Below are 19,796 nucleotides of genomic sequence, written 5' to 3' on the forward strand. Positions count from 1 at the left end.
GCACAGGACTATGAGCGACGCACGCGGCCTTTCGGTCGCCATCGTCGGCGCCACCGGCGCTGTCGGCATCGAGATGGTGAAGGTTCTTCACAACCGGCGTTTCCCGGTTGCGACGTTGAAACTTCTTGCCTCGGCGCGCTCGGCCTCCAAAAAAGTCGCCACGCCATACGGCGAAAAAACGATCGAAGAATTCTCGCTCGATGCGGTCAAGGGCGTCGACTTCGTGCTGATGGCCGTCTCGGGCGAATTCGCCAAGGAATTTGCGCCGAAGATCGCGGCCCAAGGCTCGATCGTGATCGATAACTCGTCGGCCTTCCGCTACGACGAAGCGATCCCGCTCGTTGTGCCCGAGATCAACGCGGCCGCCGCCACGGGCCATCGCCTGATCGCCAATCCAAACTGCACGACCGCCGTGCTCGTGATGGCGCTCTACCCGTTGCACCAGGCCTTCGGTCTCAAGCGCGTGATCGTGTCGACCTACCAGGCCGCGTCGGGTGCCGGTGCCGAAGGCATGGGCGAACTCGAAGACGGTTTGCGCAGCTGGGCCGCCGGCACCAAGGCCGAGAACAAGGTGTTCGCGCACCCGCTGCCCTTCAACGTGATCCCGCATATCGACGTCTTCCAGCCCAACGGCTACACGAAGGAAGAAATGAAGGTCGTGTGGGAAAGCCGCAAGATCATGGGCCTGCCCGAGCTGCTCGTAAGCTGCACGGCCGTGCGCATCCCCACTTTGCGCGCGCACTCCGAAGCCGTGACGATCGAAACGCTGAAGCCAGTGACGCCTGCAACGGCGCGCGAAGTGCTGAAGCACGCCCCCGGCGTGAAGCTCGTCGACGATCCGGCCGCCAAGCTCTACCCGATGCCGCTGACCGCCACGGGCAGCGACGACGTGGAAGTTGGCCGCATTCGCGAAAGCCTCGTGTTCGGCGCGAACGGGCTCGACTTCTTCTGCGTCGGCGATCAGCTCCTCAAAGGGGCAGCCCTCAACGCCGTGCAGATCGCCGAAAGCGTTCTGCCGAGCCTGCGCAAAGCCGCATGAACCGCCTTGCCGCCTTGGCCGTTGTTGCATGCGTTGCGCATGCCGCAGCGGCCGGGGCGCAAGTCGCCCCGCTCGTGCAAGGCGATCTCGCCGACGCACTCGCCCGTCTCAAAAGCGATGTCGCGACGTCGCTTGTCGAAAAACAATTCGGCCCCGCCTATGCCGCGGATTGGTGGCGCGCCACCGACCAGGTGCTGACGGCGGCCGTGCAGTCGGCCCGCTATGTTTCCGAACAGGGCCCGCGATGCTTGGCCATCCGCACCCGCGAGGGCGACGCCTCGTCGGCTTGGGTCACCTGCTCGCTGGGCCTCGAAGACGAAACGATGCTATTGGGCCAATCGTTGGGCCAGCTCGCGCAGTCGCTGCCCGATTGGGAGCGCATGGCCCGCGAGGTCGACAGCGCCAATACGAGTGTGACCCCGCTCACCGACAAAGCGCTCGCCGCGATCAACGAAATCCTCAAACGCCTCGCCGAAGAGCGCTACTGAGCGGCTCTGTATTCGGCCGCCATCTCGGCATAGTGGCGCGCCGAAATGCCGAAAAAGGCGACTTCTTCGGGGCTCAAAAGCCGCATCAATTTGGCGGGGCTGCCCGACCAGAGCTCGCCCTTCTTCACGCGCTTGCCGGGGGTGACCAACGCGCCGGCGGCAACCATCGCTCCGCTTTCGACGACCGCCCCGTCCATCACGCAGGCCTTCATGCCGACAAACGCGTCGTCTTCGATCGTGCAGCCATGCAGCACGGCCATGTGCCCGACCGTCACGCGCGAACCCACGTAGGTGCCGAACTTGCCGCGCGTGCAATGGACGACTGTGCCGTCCTGGATATTTGTGTCGGCGCCGATGCGGATGTCGTGCACGTCGCCGCGCAGCACGACATTGTACCAAATGCCGCTGCCAGCACCGATCTCGACATTGCCGATCACGACGGCGTTTTCGGCGACGAAAGCCGAACCGTCGATCTTGGGCGTCCAATCGCGATAGCGCTTGATCATTCGAGGCCGAGCATCAGCTTGATGTTCTGCACGGCCGCACCCGACGCACCCTTGCCGAGATTGTCGAGCCGCGCCACGAGGACGGCTTGGCGATGCGTTTCGTTGGCGAACACCCGCAGCTCGAGCCGGTCGCTGTCGTTGAGCGCTTGCGGCTCGATCTTGCCGCTGGCTTCCGCCGGCTGCACCGACACAAGCTTGCTGCCGGCATAACGCTGTTCGAGGGCTGCCCGCAGATCGGCCGCCTTGGGCTTGCCCGGCAACACGTCGAGATGCAGCGGTACACTCACCAGCATGCCCTGGCGGAAATTGCCGACCGACGGCACGAAGATCGGCCGGGTCGCGAGCTTCGAGTATTTCTGCAATTCGGGCACGTGCTTGTGGGCAAGCCCGAGCCCGTAGAACTCGAAGTCGGGTGCGGTTTTGGCTTCGTAAGCCGCAATCATCGATTTGCCGCCGCCCGAATAGCCGCTGACGGCATTGACGCTGACGGCGAAGTCCGCGGGCAGCAGGCCGGCATCGACAAGCGGGCGCAAGAGCGCAATGCCGCCGGTCGGATAGCAGCCCGGATTGGACACGCGCGTTGCGTTGCGGATGGCGGCTTCGTGGCCCAGCGCCATTTCGGCAAAGCCGTAGGTCCAATTGGGATCGACGCGATAGGCCGTGCTCGCATCGACGATCTTCGGCGACTTGGCCCCCAGCGAGTCAGCCAGAGCGACGGATTCCTTGGCCGCATCGTCGGGCAGGCACAGCACAACGAGATCGACCGACGCCATCATGGCGCGGCGCGCTTCGGCGTCCTTGCGCTTTTCGGGCGCGATGCTCTTCACGGCGACGCCGCTGAGAGAAGCCAAACGCTGGGCGATGCCGAGGCCGGTGGTGCCGGCTTCGCCGTCGATAAAGATGGTCCGCGTCAATGTCGCACTGTCCATAAAACGCACTCCCTTGCCCGTCCACTCTAGCTCAAAGATCGATTCTGAAAAACCGCGTATCTGGCGTCATGCGCGGAAAGCTCGGCGGCAGTTGCGCCGCATCGACTTCCGCGAAGTCGTTTTTGGCGTAGAAACGATGAGCCGCCTTGAAAAACTCGGTCGTGCCGAGCCACACACTTGCGAGATTTGTGGCACGCGCATGTGACAGCAGCGTGTCGAGCAAGATCTGGGCAACGCCGTGCGCGCGCCCGCGATAATCGGCGTGCACGAACATTTTGCGCAGTGCCGCTTGGCCGGGCGCAAACACGGTAAGGCCGATCGTGCCGACGATATCGCCCCCGTCGGTCTTTGCCGTCCAAAAGCCGCCGCCGTCGCGGCAGAAGAATGCGATCGGGTCCTGCAGATCCGGCTGCTGTTCGTAGGTGATCGGCACGCCGAATTCGTCGCGTTGGATGGCGACGACAAGGGTTGCCACGGCATCGCGGTCGGCAGCATCGAACGGAACAATCGCAACCTTCAACATGTCGAACCCTCAAACCAAAAAGGGCGCCCGATGGGGCGCCCTTCTCGTCCTTCCGCCGCCGAAGCGGCGATGGGAAGTCTCGATTAGCGCTTCGAGAACTGGTGGCTGCGGCGCGCTTTGTGGCGGCCGTACTTCTTGCGCTCGACCACGCGGCTGTCGCGCGTGAGGAAGCCCGCATGCTTGAGAGCCGGACGCAGTTCCGGTTCGTAGTAGGTCATGGCCTTCGAGATGCCATGGCGCACCGCACCGGCCTGGCCCGACAGGCCGCCGCCGGCAACCGTGCACCAAATGTCGAACGAACCGACGCGTGCGGCAACCGAGAAGGGCTGGTTGATCATCATGCGCAGAGCCGGACGCGCGAAATACGCGTTGAGGTCCTTGCCGTTGACGATCATCTTGCCGGTGCCGGCCTTGATCCAGACGCGGGCCACGGCATTCTTGCGCTTGCCGGTGGCGTAGGAGCGGCCGAACTTGTCGCGCTCGGGGGCGGCGACGGTGGCCGACGTTTGCACGGCAGCCGAAGCAGCCGCCATCGACAGATCGGCCAGCGTGCGGCCGGCGGGCTTCGCCTTCGGCTTTTCGCTGCGTTCCGTACGGGGTTCAGCCATGCTTAGGCGCTCCTCTTGTTCTTCGGATTCATCGCCGCAAAATCGACCTTGGTCGGGTTCTGGGCTTCGTGCGGGTGCGTGGCACCGGCATAGATCTTGAGATGCGTCATCTGACGGCGCGCGAGCGGGCTGTCCTTCTTCATCATGCGCTCGACCGCACGCTCGAGCAGTCGCTCGGGATGCTTGCCGGCGAGCGTTGCCTTCGGCGTGATTTCCTTGACGCCGCCCGGATGTCCGGTGTGCCAATAGAAAACTTCGTTTTCCATCTTGCGACCCGTCATGCGGATCTTCTCGGCATTCACGACGACGACGAAATCGCCCGCATCCAGATGCGGCGAGAAGCTCGTCTTGTGTTTGCCCTTAAGGCGCATCGCGACAAACGACGCCAGACGACCCAGCACGACGCCTTCGGCATCGATCAGGATCCACTTCTTGCTGTCTTTTGCCTCTGCCACCGTCAAATTGGGGGTCGACATGGGTTGGCTCGTTTCTTTCGGGTTCGACTTCGTCTTTGGTCCACCGGACCGAAGGCGCGCGAATATCTGTTTTCGCGGCGACCAAGTCAACGTCTAAAACCCTATATAATTCAATAGCATTGACGTATGCGTACTATAATACCGCGTCCTAACCCGATGTTCTAGAGCATTATTCGTCGGTTCTTGGCGGAATCGAATAGGTCCCCGTTACGTGGGCGACCGGCTCCTCAGATCCCACCGACGTCAGCGTCACTTCAAGCACGGCCAAACGCTTGCCGAGTTTGAGGACGCGTCCATGTGCGAGCATGTCCTTTTGGGCGGGTTTGCGCAGGAAATTGATGTTGAGATTGGTCGTGACCGCAAGCTCGACCCGGCCCACAAGACTCATCACCACCACATACATCGTGAAATCGGCGAGCCCCATCATTGCCGGCCCCGAGATGGTGCCGCCCGGCCGGATGAAATCGGGCTTAAACGGCATGCGCACAAGGGCCTCGCCCGCTTTAAGTTTCTCGATTTCGGGTCCGAGCATTTCGGCAAAGGGCAACGCTTTGGCGACGATGTCGGCGATTTCGGCTTTGGTGATGCGGCTCATGGCGCGTCCTTGCTTGCGGCGGCGAACCAAAGCAAAGTGCCCGACGATGGACCCGACACGCAACCCTTCCCCGACACCTCCAACGCCGATCCTGCTGCGCGAAGATCGCGAACATGTCGCGACCCTGACGCTCAATCGCCCGGCCGCGCGCAACGCGCTGTCGCTTGGGCTCATGACCGAGCTTGAAGCCGCTTTGTCCGACATTCGCAGCGACGCGAATATCAAAGCCGTGATCCTCGCGGCGGCGGGGCCGGTCTTCTGTGCGGGCCACGATCTCAAGGAAATCCGCGCCAATCCGGGGCGGCAGAATTACGAAGCACTGTTCGCGCAATGCTCGCGGCTGATGACGGCGATCGTGCGCCTGCCCAAGCCCGTAATCGCGCGCGTGCACGGCGTTGCCACAGCCGCCGGCTGCCAGCTCGTGGCAAGCTGCGACCTCGCGGTAGCGGCCGCCGATGCACGCTTCGCAACACCGGGGGTCAATATCGGGCTCTTCTGCTCCACGCCGATGGTCGCTTTGTCGCGTGCCGTGAGTCGCAAGGCCGCGATGGAAATGCTGCTCACGGGCGACCTTGTCGATGCCGCAACGGCGAAGGCGCTGGGCCTCGTCAATCGCGTGGTCGCACCCGAAGATCTCGCAGCCGCGACGCAAGCGCTTGCAGCACAGATCGCGTCCAAGTCGCCCTACGTGCTCGCGATCGGCAAAGAGGCGTTCTACGCGCAGGCCGAAATGTCGCTCGATCAAGCCTACGCCTATGCAAGCGAAACCATGACGCGCAACATGCTTGCGCGCGACGCCGAAGAGGGCATCGACGCCTTCATCGAAAAACGCCAACCCGTGTGGCAGGGAAAGTGACCATGGAACCCCTCGACTACGACAACGGCTTCATTCGCCGCATTCTGCGCGAGACCAAGACGATCGCGATGGTCGGGGCCAGCACCAATTGGACGCGGCCGAGCTATTTCGCGATGAAATATCTGCAGCTCAAAGGCTATCGCGTGATCCCGGTCAATCCGGCCTCGGCGGGCCAAGAGCTGCTCGGCGAGACTGTGCGCGCGTCGCTCAAAGACATCGACGTGCCGGTCGATATGGTGGACGTGTTCCGCGCCTCCGAACATGTCGGCCCCATCGCCGACGAGGCGATCGCGATCGGCGCCAAGGTGCTGTGGCTGCAATTGGGCGTGCGCAACGATGCGGCCGCCGCCAAAGCCGAGGCGGCCGGCCTCAAAGTCGTGATGGATCGTTGCCCCAAAATCGAGTTCGGCCGCTTGAGCGGCGAACTCTCGTGGGGCGGCATCAATTCGGGCCTGATCTCGTCCAAGCGCGCCAAGATCGTCCGGCGCGCCTGATTTAGGCTTTCGCCGCGACCGCTGCCTTGATGGCGGCCAGGGCCGCATCGGCCTTGGCACCGTCGGGCCCGCCGCCTTGCGCCATGTCCGGGCGCCCGCCCCCGCCTTTGCCGCCGAGCTCGGCAACGCCGATGCGCACGAGATCGACCGCACTCACCTTGGCGACCGCATCTTCCGTGACGGCGACGACGAGCGAGGCTTTGCCGTCTTCGATCGACACGAGAGCGACGACGCCCGAGCCGATCTGCTTTTTGAGCTCGTCGGCCGTGGCTTTGAGTTCGCGCGCGGGCGTGTTGTCGAGTTTGCGTGCCGCGTATTTGAGGCTGCCGACCTGCTCGACCCCGCCGCCCGCCGAAGCGCCGCCACCGCCCACGGCCAATGCGCGGCGCGCATCGGCCAATTCGCGCTCGAGTTTCCGACGTTCCTCGAGCAAGGCCGCCAGACGTGCCGGCACATCGGCTGGCACGGTCTTGGCAATGCTCGCGGCATCGGCCAACAGGCGCGTCTGCTCGCCGAGATATGCACGCGCACCCTCGCCTGTGACCGCCTCGATGCGCCGCACGCCGGCGGCGACCGCACCTTCCGACACGATCTTGAACAAGCCGATATCGCCCGTCCGCCGCACATGCGTGCCGCCGCACAATTCGGTCGAGAAAGGCTTTTCCTCGGCATTGCCGCGCGCATAGCCCATCGAGACGACGCGCACTTCCTCGCCGTATTTCTCGCCGAACAAAGCAAGTGCACCCGCTTCGACCGCAGCATCCGGAGTCATCAGACGCGTGGCGACATCCTGGTTTTCGAGAATACGACGATTGACGTCGTCTTCGACCGCCGCAATGTCGTCGGCTGTCAGCGGCGTGGGCTGCGAGATATCGAAGCGCAGGCGGTCGGGCGAAACGAGCGAGCCCTTCTGCGTCACATGGTCGCCCAAGCGACGACGCAAGGCTTCGTGCAACAGGTGCGTCGCGGAATGGTTGGCGCGCGTGCGGTCGCGGCGCGCGCCGTCGACGCGCAGTTCGGCGAAGTCGCCGACCTTGACGCTGCCTTTGGCGACGCGACCGATATGCGCGAACACGTCGCCCGCCATTTTTTGCACATCTTCGATCGCGATCTCGGCCCCGGCGGCCGTGAAGACGGCACCGGCATCGCCCGTCTGGCCGCCGGATTCGCCGTAGAACGGCGTCTGGTTGGCGACCAGCCACACGGCGTCGCCCTGCTTGGCGGCGTCCGTTTCCTTGCCGTCCACAACGAGGGCCACGATCTTGCCTTCGGCGGCTTCGGTGTCGTAGCCGAGGAACTCGCTCGCACCGACCTTTTCGCGCAGCTCGAACCAGACGCGCTCGCCCGCGACTTCGCCCGACCCCGCCCAGCTTTTGCGCGCCTCGGCCTTTGCCGCTTCCATGGAGGCGGCAAAGCCGTCGGTATCCACGCCCACGCCGCGACCGCGCAGCACGTCCTGCGTGAGGTCGAGCGGGAAGCCGTAGGTGTCGTAGAGCTTGAAGGCGACTTCGCCCGCCAGGCGGTCGCCCTTGCCGAGCGACGAGGCGGACTCATCGAGCAGGCGCAGGCCGCGTTCGAGCATCTGCTTGAAGCGCGTTTCCTCGAGCTTCAGCGTTTCGCTTGCAAGGGCACTTGCGCGCACGAGCTCGGGGTAGGCCTGGCCCATCGCATCGACGAGGGTCGCCACAAGCCGGTGCATCAACGGCTCCTTGCAGCCGATGATGTGCGCATGGCGCATGGCGCGGCGCATGATCCGGCGCAGTACGTAGCCGCGACCTTCGTTGGACGGCAGCACGCCGTCCGCAATCAGGAAGCAGGCCGAGCGTAGATGGTCCGCGATCACGCGATGCGAGACCGCGTGCGGCCCGTCGGCGGCAACGCCCGAAGCGTCGGCCGAGGCGAGGATGATGCGGCGCATGAGGTCGATGTCGTAGTTGTCGTGCTTGCCCTGCAGCACGGCCGTGATGCGCTCGAGGCCCATGCCGGTGTCGATCGACGGCTTCGGCAAGGAGACGCGCTCGTTCGCCGAAATCTGCTCGAACTGCATGAAGACGAGATTCCATATCTCGATGAAGCGGTCGCCGTCGGCGTCGGGCGAGCCCGGCGGGCCGCCCGCGACCTTGGGACCGTGGTCGAAGAAGATTTCCGAGCACGGGCCGCAGGGCCCCGTATCGCCCATGGCCCAGAAATTGTCCGACGTCGCAATGCGGATGATGCGCTCTTCGGGCAGGCCTGCGATCTTCTTCCAGAATCCGGCCGCCGCGTCGTCGTCGTGGTAGACGGTGACGCTGAGCCGATCCTTGGGCAGGCCGTATTCCTTGGTGATCAGCGTCCAGGCATGTTCGATCGCCTGTTCCTTGAAATAGTCGCCGAACGAAAAATTGCCGAGCATCTCGAAAAAGGTGTGATGCCGGGCCGTATAGCCGACATTCTCGAGATCGTTGTGCTTGCCGCCCGCGCGCACGCATTTTTGCGACGTGGCCGCGCGCACATAGCTGCGCTTCTCCTGGCCGGTGAAGACATTCTTGAACTGCACCATCCCGGCATTGGTGAACATCAAGGTCGGGTCGTTGCGCGGCACCAGCGGCGACGACGCCACTACCTGGTGGCCGTTCTTGGCGAAATAGTCGAGGAAGGTCTTGCGGACGTCGCTTGCACTCGTCATCGGGACAGGCTCGCTCCAGGCTCTTCGAAAAGGGGCCTAGATGTAGCTTCGCGGCGGCGGGGTGTCTAGCGACGGGAAACGAAAGACGGGTCGGCGGTCGCGGCACTTCGGGCTTATGCGACAGCCGACCCGTTTTGGCCCGGGAAGGACCCGCCGACCGCCGATTAAGCGGTACGGGCGATCCGGGGCGGCAATTGCGTCGTCGGAAACGAAGTCTTCGGAAACAGGGTCACACACCAGACGGGTTCGGGGCCACTCTCCCCTTGCCCGTCCGGGCAGGCTTTAGAGGTTGGAACTCAGCTTTCCCCGCCGCCGGGTTCAGCGATCATGGCACTGGCGACGTTGCCGGCATTGCCGCGGATCGCAGCCTCGATGGCGGCGGCCGCCTCGGGATGTTCCTTGAGATAGGTGCGCGCGTTTTCGCGGCCCTGGCCGATGCGTGTACCGTCGTAGGAGAACCAAGCGCCCGACTTTTCGACCACGCCCGCCTTGACGCCGAGATCGATGAGCTCGCCCGTCTTGGACACGCCCTCGCCATACATAATGTCGAACTCGACGACCTTGAAAGGCGGGGCCATCTTGTTCTTGACCACTTTGACGCGCGTCTGGTTGCCGACGATCGTTTCGCGGTCCTTGATGGCACCGATACGGCGGATGTCGAGACGCACGGACGCGTAGAATTTGAGCGCGTTGCCGCCCGTCGTCGTTTCAGGGTTGCCGAACATCACGCCGATCTTCATGCGGATCTGGTTGATGAAGATCACGAGCGTGTTCGAGCGCGAAATCGAGCCCGTGAGCTTGCGCAGCGCCTGGCTCATCAGGCGCGCATGCAAGCCCATGTGGCTGTCGCCCATTTCGCCTTCGAGTTCGGCGCGAGGTACCAGGGCCGCAACCGAGTCGACGACGAGAACGTCGACCGCACCCGAACGTACCAGCGTATCGGCGATTTCGAGCGCTTGTTCGCCCGCGTCCGGCTGCGAGATCAGCAGATTGTCGACGTCGCAGCCGAGCTTGCGCGCATAGCCCGGATCGAGCGCATGTTCGGCATCGACGAACGCGCAGGTACCGCCGGCCTTCTGCGCTTCGGCGATCGCGTGCAGGGCGAGCGTCGTCTTACCCGAGCTTTCCGGCCCGTAGATCTCGACGATGCGGCCCTTGGGCAGGCCGCCGATGCCGAGTGCAATATCGAGCGACAGCGAACCCGTCGAAATGACTTCGGCCGCGACCGTCTGGTCGCGCGCGCCGAGCTTCATGATCGAGCCCTTGCCGAACGAACGTTCGATCTGGCTCAGGGCCGCTTCAAGTGCCTTGTTCTTGTCCATGCTGTCCTTCTCGTTCGACTCCTTCGGAGACGACCGCAACGCTGTAACTGAAGACATCCTCACACCCTCCATATCAGGGGCGGTTGCGTAAGGCCAACGCCCCATCGCAAACGCCGTTTGACCATTCGCCGAAATAACGCGCCGTAAAATTCGTCGATACCTTGAGTACTTTATTTGTTCCCAGAAGCATCCCGGTGCGAAACCGCCTTGGCCCCGCACCGTGAGCACAGAGTACCAACTTTGTTCTAGAACACAAGGGGAAAATCGTACCGTTTGACGATTTTTTTGAAGATCAGCCGGTCGCGGGCTTGGCGGGGCCGGCTAGACGCTGGCGATAGCCCGACATGAAAGATTCGAACGGCGCAAGCGAGGAAACGCGTGCGGCGATGGACGCGATGTCGGGGGTGGCCCCCGCCTTGTCGGCCGTGAGCACGCGGAATACCTCGGCATAGGGCGAACGGGCCATGGCGGGGCCGAATCGCTCGCGCAGGCGTGCTGTCCCTGCATCGTCGCCCGCGAGGGCCAGCGACACGGCCAGATGCAGCGTCTGGCGCGCGCGATTGTCTTCGAAGGGTTGGTTGGCGGCAGGCGGCGCGCCGACGAGGCGCTCGAGCGCTTGGGCGGCAGCGGGCCAAGCACGCGTGCGCAAAGCGATTTCGGCGCGCAGCAGATCGGCATCGCTGCCGGTATCGCCCTCGAGCCGCGCCAACGCGTCGGGTGCACGCCCCAGATCGGCCAAAGCGCGTGCCGCCAAACGCCCGCGCTCGCGCCGGACAGTGGCGGACTCGCCCACCCCGTCGGATGCGTCGAGCGCTTCGAGGGCGAGCTGCGGCTTGCGGTCGAGCAATCGGATCGCGGCAAGCCGTGCCCCCGCCTCCGCGCGCGGCTGGCCTTGCAGGCGGTTGCGCATCTGATGATCGAGCAATTCGCCGGCCCGATCGAGCAGATCAACCGCGACCAAGCGCTCGACGAGTTTGCGCACCATCTCGTCGCCCTCGGGGCCCATCGGCACGAGATCGCGATAGTCCTCGAACAGACCGATCGCGGCCACGGGCGACATGCCGTCGGCCCCGCCGCTCAAGAACAGCTTGCGGAACTCGGCGCGCACGTCGTTTTCAAGCTCGGGCCGGTCGCGCGCCTGCGGGAAGCGCTCGGCCGTTTCGCGCAATGTGCGCACCCCCTGGCGGAAATCGCCGGTTGCCAGCTGCGCCTTGCCCAGACGGCGCTGGATCTCGAATTCAAGCTCGTCGCCGCGCCATGCAAAGCGCAGCCGCTCGAGGGCCGCGACGGTTTCCTGCGGCGTGATCTCGCCCTTGCTGGATTGCAGCTCGACGCGCGCAAGCTCGGCCTGCACGCGCGCGCGCGTGACCGTGCCCAACGACAGCGTGCGCCACGCGGCAAGCGCCGCACGCTCGTCGCCGCGTTCGAGCGCGATGCGCCCACGCAGATAGTCGGCGCGCGCCTGGTCGCCGCGGCTCGGGTTCGACGCCAGAACCTGCTCGATGCGGCGCTGGGCCACGTCGAGTTCCTTGCCCTCGATGCGCGCCTCGGCGATCGCAAGCCCCAGGCGATTGGCGAACAGTCGGGGGAAGCGGCTCGAGACGTCGGTGGCGCGGTCGAACTGCAGCAACGCCGCTTGCGGATCGTTCTGCGCCATCGCGAGAGCACCACGCCACATGGCAGCTTCGCCCTCCTGGTCGAGGCTCGAATGGTTGAGCCAGCGCGCCGCCTCGTCGAGATTGCCGCTGTAGAGCTCGGCCACGCCGCGCATGGCGCGGTTCTGCGGCCCGTCGAGCAGTTGCGGGCGCTCCTCGCCGATCAGGCGCAGCATCGCATTGGTTTCAGCGAACAGCCCGTGCGAGAACATGAAGCGCGCATAATCGAGCCGTGCAAGGTTACGCGCATCGCCCGGACGGCTTGCCGCGATGGCGCGCTCAAGTGCGGGCTGGTCTTCGTTGAACTTCGCAGGCCCGCCCCGCTGCCACGCCGCAAGATCGAGCAATGCGCCCTGGCGCAAGGGCGGAGCACCCGGCGTGCCGATCGCGGTGGGCGCGGTCACGAACAGGGCGCGCGAGGACGAGATTTCGACGGCCGTGCCGAGCGGGCGCACGGCGATCGTGTCGTCGTCGGGTCGCACGACGGCGCCTTGCATGCTGCCGAGGATTTGGAATTGCGGATAGCGGCGCGTGTCGGCAAGCCCGATCCCTGCGACCGCCGTCGGCACGATCGCAAGCTCGTCGCCGATTTCCGGATCGCGCAGACGCAGCACGTTCTGCGCCCCTTCCATTTCGATCGACACGCGTGCATCGGCCGGCGTGTCGGGATTGCGGATCACGATCTGCAGCGGCTTCTCGGGCCGGCGCGGCAGGCGGCCAAGCTCGACGACCCAGGCCGCTCCGTCTCGCCGGACGAGCGCATAAGCGCCATTGCGCGGGCTCATGCGAACGACGGTGCCCTGGCTTTCGACGAGTTCGACCTCGCCCAGCATGTCGCGCATCTGCGGCCCGTCCTGCAGCACGGTAAGATCGAGATCGACCGGCTTGTCGAACGCGATCCACAAATATTGGCCGCGCCCGAACACGGCGAGCCCGATGGGCTCGCTGAAGCCGAAGCGAAGTGCGTCGAAATTCTCCTCGCGCGTGACCTCGACGGGCACGCGTCCGCCGAGCGCCACAAGATTGGCGGCGGCCGAGCGCGCTGCAGCCGCCGGAGCGGCAGGCTGGCTCAGCCCCAATGCCTGCGCTTGCTGGGCAAGCGCTTCGAAATCCGGCGTGCCCGGCCGACGGGCCGCTTGGTTTGCCGCCGCCGACGCCTGTGCAGCAGATGCGGGTTGGCGCGCCTGCGCTTGGTTTGTGGCCGCTTGGTTTTGCGCCGCTTGGGCGGCTTGGGCTTGTGCCGGCGTGGGCAATTGCACGAGTTGCGTCGTCGGCCGGTCGGTCGGGATCGAGCCGTCGCGCACCAGATCGAGCACGACGCGGGGACCTGCGCGGAAATGCCGCAAGCCGACATTGTCGTTGAGCGTCATTTCGAGCGTCGTGCGGTCGGCCGTGCGCGCCGCGCGCACTGCCGAGGTCGATGCCTGCAACCCGGCCGCGATCGCCGCTTGATTGAGCGCCACGGGGGCGCCGAATGTCATCGTTGCGGTGCGCCCGTTCTGCTCGATGCGATAGTCGATATCTTCGGGCCAATCGAACACCGCGCGATCGAATCCGGGATTGTTGCCGAAGCGTACGGCAACGCTCGCAACCGGTGGTGCGCCCGCCGGTGCTGCCGAAGGTGCAGCCGACGGCGGCCGCGCAGCGGGGGCGGCAGCCGCCGGTCCCGGCTCTGGGGGTGCAAACGGCGGCGGCGCACTCGCCGGTGCGGAGGCCCACGGCGGCGGTGCAATTGCTGCCCCCGGAGCGGGCGCCTGGGGGGCTGGCGCTTGCGGTGCAGGTGCTTGAAAATTCGACGGCGGCGGGAAGCTCGGTGCGGCGGGGCTCCCGGCTTCAGGCGATGCCGGAAAACTGCGCCAGGGTGCGGTCTGCGCAGCAAGCTCGGCAACGCCCAGGCACGTCAACGCCAGCAGAATTGCCGCAAAGCGGCCTGCCCGTGCGCGTGCGTGCCAATGGTTTCGCGTCGCCATCGCGTTGCGCGTACCTGTTTGCTGTCCTGCCTCGGCCGAAATGACCTGCCAGTCTACACCAGCCGCCGCCCGGCTCGAGCTAAGTGCCCGAATCGACAGACGATTCTAAGCGTTTGCTCAGGCCTTGTCGAACAGCGCGTCGATATCCGCTTGATTTGGCGCCCCGCCGGGCGCTTGCGGGCCATTCAGCAACGCTTCGTCGCCGGTTCGCTTTGGCTTCGACGCGGCCGCCGATACTTGCGACAGATCCACTTTGGGCAGGTTGAGCGTGGCCAACAATTCCGCCACGGTCGTATCGACTTCCTTGAGAACCGAGACGACCTTGGAAATGCGCTGGCCGGTAATGTCCTGGAAATTGCAGGCTTCGTAGATCGCCGTCACGTCCTGCGTGATGGCAGCCGTCGCATCGCCCGGCATGGCGCGCGCCGTCTTCTCGATGCGCTCGACCGCGTCCAGGATGGCGTTGGTCGCAGACTCGGTGGCCCCGACGATGGCGCTGAGTTCGTCGCCGGCCGTCGGCAGATGCGTGCGCCCGATCTCTTGGGCTTGCAGGGCTGCCAAATCACGTTTGGCGTGCGCGATAATGAGGCCGAGGCGCGCAATGCCACTATTGACTGCCGAGCCAGCGGCGGCCTTCGGCTTCTTTGCCGCGGGCTTCTTCGCCGCGGACTTCTTCGAGAGCGGCTTTTTGCGGGCAGGCATTTTGGAAGGTGCCAGCTTGCGCGCCGGTGCTTTTGCAGCCTTTTTTGCGCGCTGCATCCGCCCCGGTTTTTTCGTCACAACGGCCTTTTTGGTCGCTGCGGCTTTCTTCTTTTTATTGGTTTTTGCCACCGCTTCGCCCCTTCCCGCGCTCGGGTCCGTGGTCGATCCGTGCCAGTTGGGCTTAGAAGTCGCCCAACACGGTCGCGATCTTGCCTTTCAGCGTTCCGGCATTGAAGGGCTTGACGATGTAGTTGTTGACGCCCGCCTGCTTGGCCGCGACCACGTTCTCGGTCTTGCTTTCGGCCGTGACCATGATGAACGGGATGTGCTTGAGCTTGGGGTCTGCGCGCACTTCCTGCAGCAGCTGCAGCCCGGTCATCGGCTGCATGTTCCAGTCCGATATGATCAGGCCGTATTCTTTCTGGCGGATCTTCGCGAGCGCAGACGAACCATCTTCCGCTTCGTCCACGCTCGTGAAACCGATCTGGTTGAGAAGGTTTTTCACGATACGCAGCATCGTCTTGTAATCGTCGACGATGAGAACGTTCATACGAAGATCGACGGCCATCTAGTTTCTCCTACCCCTGACGCGATAGCGGATGCTGCCGAATTCAGCCGGGCCAACCCGACCGGGCAGACCGCCGCAGTGCCCATCCTTAGACGATGAATGTTAAAAGCTTACTAATAGAGCCTTCGGTCGAGGTAAAGCCCCTCTTTGCACGACCGGAATGTTTGCGGCCGTTGCCCTGCCCGGCAAGTTTCACCCCGCCCGTGCGGGGATCTGCGAAGCGGGCTGGTTGCCGGGCTGGCGGCGGCGGGCAAGCTCGGCCGTGATCTGCTGGGCCCGGATCGGGTTCATCTGCGCCAGGATCGGGGCCGCACGGCGCTCGTTCATAGCCTCGACCAGTTCGAGCAGGATCGGCAGTTCCATCTGTTCGAAAATGCGCGCCGCTTCCGTCGGCTTCATGTTCTGGAACATGCGCACGAGGCTTTGGCGACGGGCTTGTTCCTGGTCGTCGTATTTGGCGATGGCACTTTGGACGGCCGTTTGCAGGCCTTTGAGTTCGTCGACCTGCTGTTGGATGCGCCGTTCGGCGGCCTGCAGGATCGCTTCGCGCTGCTCAAGCTCGGCCTCGCGACGGTCAATCTCCTCGCGGCGCTTGGCGAGATCCTCGAGCGCGTCGAGTTCGCCGGGGCTAAACGTGCGCTCGCCGTCGGGTTGCACGCTGCCTGCGCGCGTGCGCGCGGGCGGCTCGGCGGCCGGCGCTCCTTGCGTAGATTGGGCTTGGGCGAACTGCACGGGCGGCATCGTCGCCTGCGGGGCGGCGCGCGGACCCGGTGCGGGTGCGGCGGGTATGGACGCACGCTGCGGGCTCGGCGATTGCTGGGCCACCGCACTGCCGAGATTGCCGAGCCGCAAGCCCAGCATCAGCACGCCGACGAGAATGAGAACCGGCAGCAGCCGGATACGTTCGAAAATCTTCATGCGCCGCGCGCTCCAGCTTGTGCCGCCGGGGTCGCGCCCTTGCGACGGTCGGCAATCGCGCGCAGCAATTCCTGCTCGGCCATCGAGCGCACCGGCGAACGTTCTTGCGCGCGCTCGATCGCCGCGGGCGCAACGGAGGTCGCAGCCGCGCGCAGCGGCACGCGTGCGGCAGCCGCCCCAAGCGACGTCGGTTGGGGCGCCATTTGCGCGCGCGGCTCGGGCATGGCAACCGCGACCGGTGCGGTCGCGGGCCGGGCCTGCAGGCGGTCGAGCAATTCGTCGGCGGCGGGGGCTGCGCGGGCGACGAGCATTTCAAGATCGTCTTTGAGTGCGAGCGCCGTGCGCGTCTGGTCTTCGAGCAGCCGCCCGGAGGCTTCGCTCGCCATTTTGAGTTCGGCCACCGCCGCTTCCGCGCGCTCGGCGGCCTTGGCGAATTGGGTTGCGGCACGATCGAGTTCGGCCTTGCCGTCGCGCCAAGCGCCCAAGCGCTTGTGCAGGCGCATCGCATAGACGATGACGGCGACCAACAAAACCGCCAGGACCAGATTGAGCGCCAGTTCCAAGCTCATCAGCCTTCCTCGTATTTGTTGATTTTTCGCTCGATCATCACGGCGACGTTCTGGCCTCGGCGGCCCATGCGGCCGCGGAACAACCGCTCGGGCCCGCACAGCACCATGATTTCGCTTTCAGGTGTCGCGTTCAGCATGAAGCGCGTACCGACGCGAAAATCGAGCACGTCCTGCAGCGTCATCACCTGCTCGTCCACGACCGCATGGATATCGACGTCGGTCGCCCACAATTCGGTGGCCAAGTGGCCTTCCCAAATCGAGTCGCGGCCGAATTTTTCGCCCATGAACTGCTGCAGCAGCATTTCGCGCACGGGCTCGAGTGTGGCGTAGGGCAGCAGCAACTCGAGGCGCCCGCCGCGGTCTTCCATGTCGATGCGCAGCTTGGCGATGATGGCGGCGTTCGCCGGGCGCGCGATCGTGGCAAATCGCGGGTTGGTTTCAAGACGTTCGAAGCGGAAATTGACCTTGCTGATCGGATCGAAGGAGGCCGAAAGGTCGCCGAGCACGACCGCAACAAGGCGTTCGACGAGGTTTCGCTCGATCGTGGTGTAGGGGCGGCCTTCGATGCGCATTGCGGCCGTACCACGCCGGCCGCCGAGCAGCACGTCGACGATCGAATAGATGAGGGCGGAGTCGACCGTCAGCAGGCCGAAATTGTCCCATTGCTCGGCCTTGAACACGGCCAGCATGGCGGGCAGCGGAATGGAGTTCACATAGTCGCCGAAACGCGTCGAGGTGATAACGTCGAGCGACACTTCGACGTTGTCGGACGTGAAATTGCGCAGGCTCGTGGTCAGCATTCGCACCAGACGGTCGAACACGATTTCGAGCATCGGCAGGCGCTCGTAGGAAACGAGCGCGCTGTTGATGATCGCCTGCATGCCCGAAGTGCCGTCGCCCCCGCCCGAAGCGCCGTCGAACCCGAGCAACGAGTCGATTTCGTCCTGGTTCAGCACGCGCGCCGTTGCGTCGCCCGCACCTGCCCCGCCTGCGTCGCCGCCGGATTCCATGGACGCCCATTCGGCGGCCATTTTCTCTTCGTCGGACATGTTCTTCGGATCGGCCATCGTTCCCTCAAGGGTCTTGCGGATGCGGCGGGCAGGCTACTGGCGGGCGATTACTGGACGAGCATTTCGCGAAACAGCAGGTCGTTGACGCGCGCAGGTGCGGCGGCGAGCTGGACGCGCGTTAGCAGTTCCTCGCGCAGCCGCAGGAAGCCTGACGAGCCGCGCAGATCTTCCGGCCGCAATTCGCGCAGATAGATTTGGAAGTTGTCGACGATGCGCGGCAGGTTGGCTTCGAACACGCCCGCATCGTCGATGCTGCGCAGTTCGACCGCCATCGTAAGTTTCAGGAACGATGTGCGTCGACCGGCGCCTGCATTCAAGTTCACGAGCAGATCGGGCATGTTGTAGTAGACGATTTTCTGCGGGCCGGTGGGTTCGGCCGGGGCCGCATCTGGGCCCGCTTCGGCATGCTGCTCCTCGGGCTTAGGGCCGGAGAACAGGAAGAAGAACGCACCCGCACCGCCGCCCAGCAGCAACAAGACGGTGGCGCCGATAATGATCAGCATCTTGCCGGACAGAAACTTCTTCTTGGGCGCTTCGCCTTCCGGCGCTGCCCCGTCCTCGCCAGCCATCTTTGCGTCGTCGGCCATGGTCCGCCTTTTTCGATCCGGAAAAATCGATCCAGTCGATTCAATCTTACCCGGATTTAGCTAAACTGCCGCACAATATTGCCGCAAGAAGGTTAACAAGTCGTTATCGACATCGAGAAATCACATTAAGTATAATCTACAGAGTATTGATTACAAAAAACAAATACACGAAAACTTTCTATTGAACCAAGATTTCGCGAAACAGTACATCGTTGACGCGCGCAGGTGCTGCGCTGATTTTGATACGCGCGAGCAGCTCCTCGCGCAAGCGCATTAGGCCCGCCGAGCCGCGCAGATCCTCGGGCCGCAACTCGCGCAGATATGTGATCAGCGTATCGATCACGCGCGGCAAGGCCTCCTCGAAAGGCGTCAGGTCTTCTTCGACGATCTCGACGGTCGAGGTGAGCTTTACGAAGGCGCCGCGCGCCGTGGGTGCGGTATTCAGATTCACCAATATGTCGGGCATCGCATAGATCATGGTCGGCGGCGGTGGCGGTGGCGGCGGTTCACCCGCTTCTTCCGCCACCTCTTCTTTGCCGCCGATAAAGCCCAGGAAATACGCCGCCCCGCCGCCGGCAAACAGCAGCAAAACCGGGATCAGAATTATGATCAGCTTTTTGCCCGAGAGCTTTTTCTTGGGTGCGTCGGCGCCGTCGGCGGCTGGCTCGGTCATTTGGGCGGTCCTGGGCGGGCGTCCGGGGTGGACGAATCGCTGCGGCAATCCCGCAGCGCCGCTACTCTAGCCGCATTGGCCGAATACCGCTATTTGCGGCGGGCGCGCAGCAATCTCTTGAGCGCTTCGAGCTCTTCGATCGTTGCCAGGATGGCCGGGCGATCCGGCATACGTGCGAACAGCGGCAGATCGTTGATCGGGGCGGCCGCACGGGTCAGCGCTGCCGGGGCGGGTGTGGGCGCTGCAACGACGGGGACAGGTGCCGGTGCGGGCGCAAGCGGCGCGGCAACGACCGGGGCAGGCGTCGGCACTTCGATGAGGCCATTGTCTTTGAGCAGCCGCTGCACGCCCTTGATCGTGTAGCCGTGCTTGTAGAGCAACTCGCGAATGCGGCGCAGGAGCTCGATGTCTTCGGGGCGGTAGTAGCGTCGTCCCCCCGCCCGCTTCAGCGGCTTGATTTGCGCAAAGCGCGTTTCCCAGAACCGCAGAACATGCTGCGGCACTTCAAGATCGCCCGCTACCTCGCTGATAGTACGGAAAGCATCGGCCGATTTTGCCGACCGCCGCGCGACCATGGAGAGTG

At 64.5% G+C, this 19,796-nt stretch carries 21 protein-coding genes; 4 read left to right on the forward strand and 17 right to left on the reverse strand.

Going from position 1 to position 19,796, the window contains the following annotated elements; all coding sequences use genetic code 11:
* The first annotated feature begins 10 nt into the window (after positions 1-10).
* Both O9320_13330 and O9320_13335 read left to right on the forward strand, forming a co-directional pair.
* Positions 11-1,039, forward strand: coding sequence for an aspartate-semialdehyde dehydrogenase (locus O9320_13330; protein ID MCZ8311827.1), 1,029 nt, complete (start codon positions 11-13; stop codon positions 1,037-1,039).
* Positions 1,036-1,527 (forward strand): hypothetical protein, encoded by a 492-nt coding sequence (locus tag O9320_13335; GenBank protein ID MCZ8311828.1) that lies wholly within the window; start codon positions 1,036-1,038, stop codon positions 1,525-1,527. The genes O9320_13330 and O9320_13335 overlap by 4 nt, the downstream gene beginning before the upstream one ends.
* Here the strand turns inward: O9320_13335 and O9320_13340 are convergent.
* The 6 genes from O9320_13340 to O9320_13365 form a co-directional block, all read right to left on the reverse strand.
* Complete coding sequence (locus tag O9320_13340; GenBank protein ID MCZ8311829.1) at positions 1,521-2,033, reverse strand: gamma carbonic anhydrase family protein; 513 nt, start codon at positions 2,031-2,033, stop codon at positions 1,521-1,523. The two genes, O9320_13335 and O9320_13340, sit on opposite strands and share 7 nt — an antisense overlap.
* Complete coding sequence (gene argC / locus O9320_13345; GenBank protein MCZ8311830.1) at positions 2,030-2,962, reverse strand: N-acetyl-gamma-glutamyl-phosphate reductase; 933 nt, start codon at positions 2,960-2,962, stop codon at positions 2,030-2,032. Before argC ends, O9320_13340 begins: the two co-directional genes overlap by 4 nt.
* Positions 2,963-2,993: 31 nt before the next feature.
* Complete coding sequence (locus O9320_13350) at positions 2,994-3,485, reverse strand: GNAT family N-acetyltransferase (protein MCZ8311831.1); 492 nt, start codon at positions 3,483-3,485, stop codon at positions 2,994-2,996.
* A gap of 83 nt (positions 3,486-3,568) precedes the next feature.
* Positions 3,569-4,018, reverse strand: coding sequence for a 30S ribosomal protein S9 (gene rpsI / locus O9320_13355; GenBank protein ID MCZ8311832.1), 450 nt, complete (start codon positions 4,016-4,018; stop codon positions 3,569-3,571).
* 77 nt (positions 4,019-4,095) lie between these two features.
* Positions 4,096-4,569, reverse strand: a complete 474-nt coding sequence (gene rplM / locus O9320_13360; GenBank protein MCZ8311833.1) for a 50S ribosomal protein L13 — start codon at positions 4,567-4,569, stop codon at positions 4,096-4,098.
* Positions 4,570-4,738: 169 nt separating this feature from the next.
* Positions 4,739-5,164, reverse strand: a complete 426-nt coding sequence (locus O9320_13365) for a PaaI family thioesterase (GenBank protein ID MCZ8311834.1) — start codon at positions 5,162-5,164, stop codon at positions 4,739-4,741.
* A gap of 46 nt (positions 5,165-5,210) precedes the next feature.
* On the opposite strand from O9320_13365, the gene O9320_13370 reads away from it, so the two are divergent.
* Positions 5,211-6,020: an enoyl-CoA hydratase gene (locus O9320_13370; protein MCZ8311835.1), complete on the forward strand. Its 810-nt coding sequence runs from the start codon at positions 5,211-5,213 to the stop codon at positions 6,018-6,020.
* Positions 6,021-6,022: 2 nt separating this feature from the next.
* Complete coding sequence (locus O9320_13375) at positions 6,023-6,514, forward strand: CoA-binding protein (protein MCZ8311836.1); 492 nt, start codon at positions 6,023-6,025, stop codon at positions 6,512-6,514.
* Between the two features lies 1 nt (position 6,515).
* Here the strand turns inward: O9320_13375 and alaS are convergent, their stop codons facing one another.
* The 11 genes from alaS to O9320_13430 all read right to left on the reverse strand — a co-directional run bounded on the left by alaS (position 6,516) and on the right by O9320_13430 (position 19,788).
* Positions 6,516-9,179, reverse strand: coding sequence for an alanine--tRNA ligase (gene alaS, locus O9320_13380; GenBank protein MCZ8311837.1), 2,664 nt, complete (start codon positions 9,177-9,179; stop codon positions 6,516-6,518).
* Between the two features lie 296 nt (positions 9,180-9,475).
* A complete protein-coding gene (gene recA, locus O9320_13385; GenBank protein MCZ8311838.1) occupies positions 9,476-10,501 on the reverse strand; it encodes a recombinase RecA in 1,026 nt (341 codons plus the stop codon).
* Positions 10,502-10,793: 292 nt separating this feature from the next.
* The gene (locus O9320_13390) at positions 10,794-14,126 is read right to left on the reverse strand and encodes a hypothetical protein (GenBank protein ID MCZ8311839.1); all 3,333 of its coding nucleotides are present in this window, start codon (positions 14,124-14,126) and stop codon (positions 10,794-10,796) included.
* A gap of 117 nt (positions 14,127-14,243) precedes the next feature.
* Entirely contained in the window at positions 14,244-14,885 is a 642-nt protein-coding gene (locus O9320_13395) for a protein phosphatase CheZ (protein ID MCZ8311840.1), read from the reverse strand.
* A gap of 124 nt (positions 14,886-15,009) precedes the next feature.
* The gene (locus O9320_13400) at positions 15,010-15,396 is read right to left on the reverse strand and encodes a response regulator (GenBank protein MCZ8311841.1); all 387 of its coding nucleotides are present in this window, start codon (positions 15,394-15,396) and stop codon (positions 15,010-15,012) included.
* 192 nt (positions 15,397-15,588) lie between these two features.
* Positions 15,589-16,314: a hypothetical protein gene (locus O9320_13405; protein ID MCZ8311842.1), complete on the reverse strand. Its 726-nt coding sequence runs from the start codon at positions 16,312-16,314 to the stop codon at positions 15,589-15,591.
* Positions 16,311-16,883, reverse strand: a complete 573-nt coding sequence (locus O9320_13410) for a DUF6468 domain-containing protein (GenBank protein ID MCZ8311843.1) — start codon at positions 16,881-16,883, stop codon at positions 16,311-16,313. Before O9320_13410 ends, O9320_13405 begins: the two co-directional genes overlap by 4 nt.
* The gene (gene fliM, locus O9320_13415; GenBank protein ID MCZ8311844.1) at positions 16,883-17,950 is read right to left on the reverse strand and encodes a flagellar motor switch protein FliM; all 1,068 of its coding nucleotides are present in this window, start codon (positions 17,948-17,950) and stop codon (positions 16,883-16,885) included. Before fliM ends, O9320_13410 begins: the two co-directional genes overlap by 1 nt.
* Positions 17,951-18,000: 50 nt before the next feature.
* Positions 18,001-18,540, reverse strand: a complete 540-nt coding sequence (locus O9320_13420) for a flagellar basal body-associated FliL family protein (protein ID MCZ8311845.1) — start codon at positions 18,538-18,540, stop codon at positions 18,001-18,003.
* 178 nt (positions 18,541-18,718) lie between these two features.
* Positions 18,719-19,213, reverse strand: coding sequence for a flagellar basal body-associated FliL family protein (locus O9320_13425; GenBank protein MCZ8311846.1), 495 nt, complete (start codon positions 19,211-19,213; stop codon positions 18,719-18,721).
* An 89-nt stretch (positions 19,214-19,302) separates the two neighbouring features.
* Positions 19,303-19,788 carry a MerR family transcriptional regulator gene (locus O9320_13430; GenBank protein ID MCZ8311847.1) on the reverse strand — a complete coding sequence of 162 codons (486 nt, stop codon included), beginning with the start codon at positions 19,786-19,788 and terminating at the stop codon, positions 19,303-19,305.
* Between the last annotated feature and the right edge of the window lie 8 nt (positions 19,789-19,796).

Origin of the sequence: Magnetospirillum sp., from assembly GCA_027532905.1 — a bacterium.
Classification (GTDB): Bacteria; Pseudomonadota; Alphaproteobacteria; order CACIAM-22H2; family CACIAM-22H2; genus Tagaea.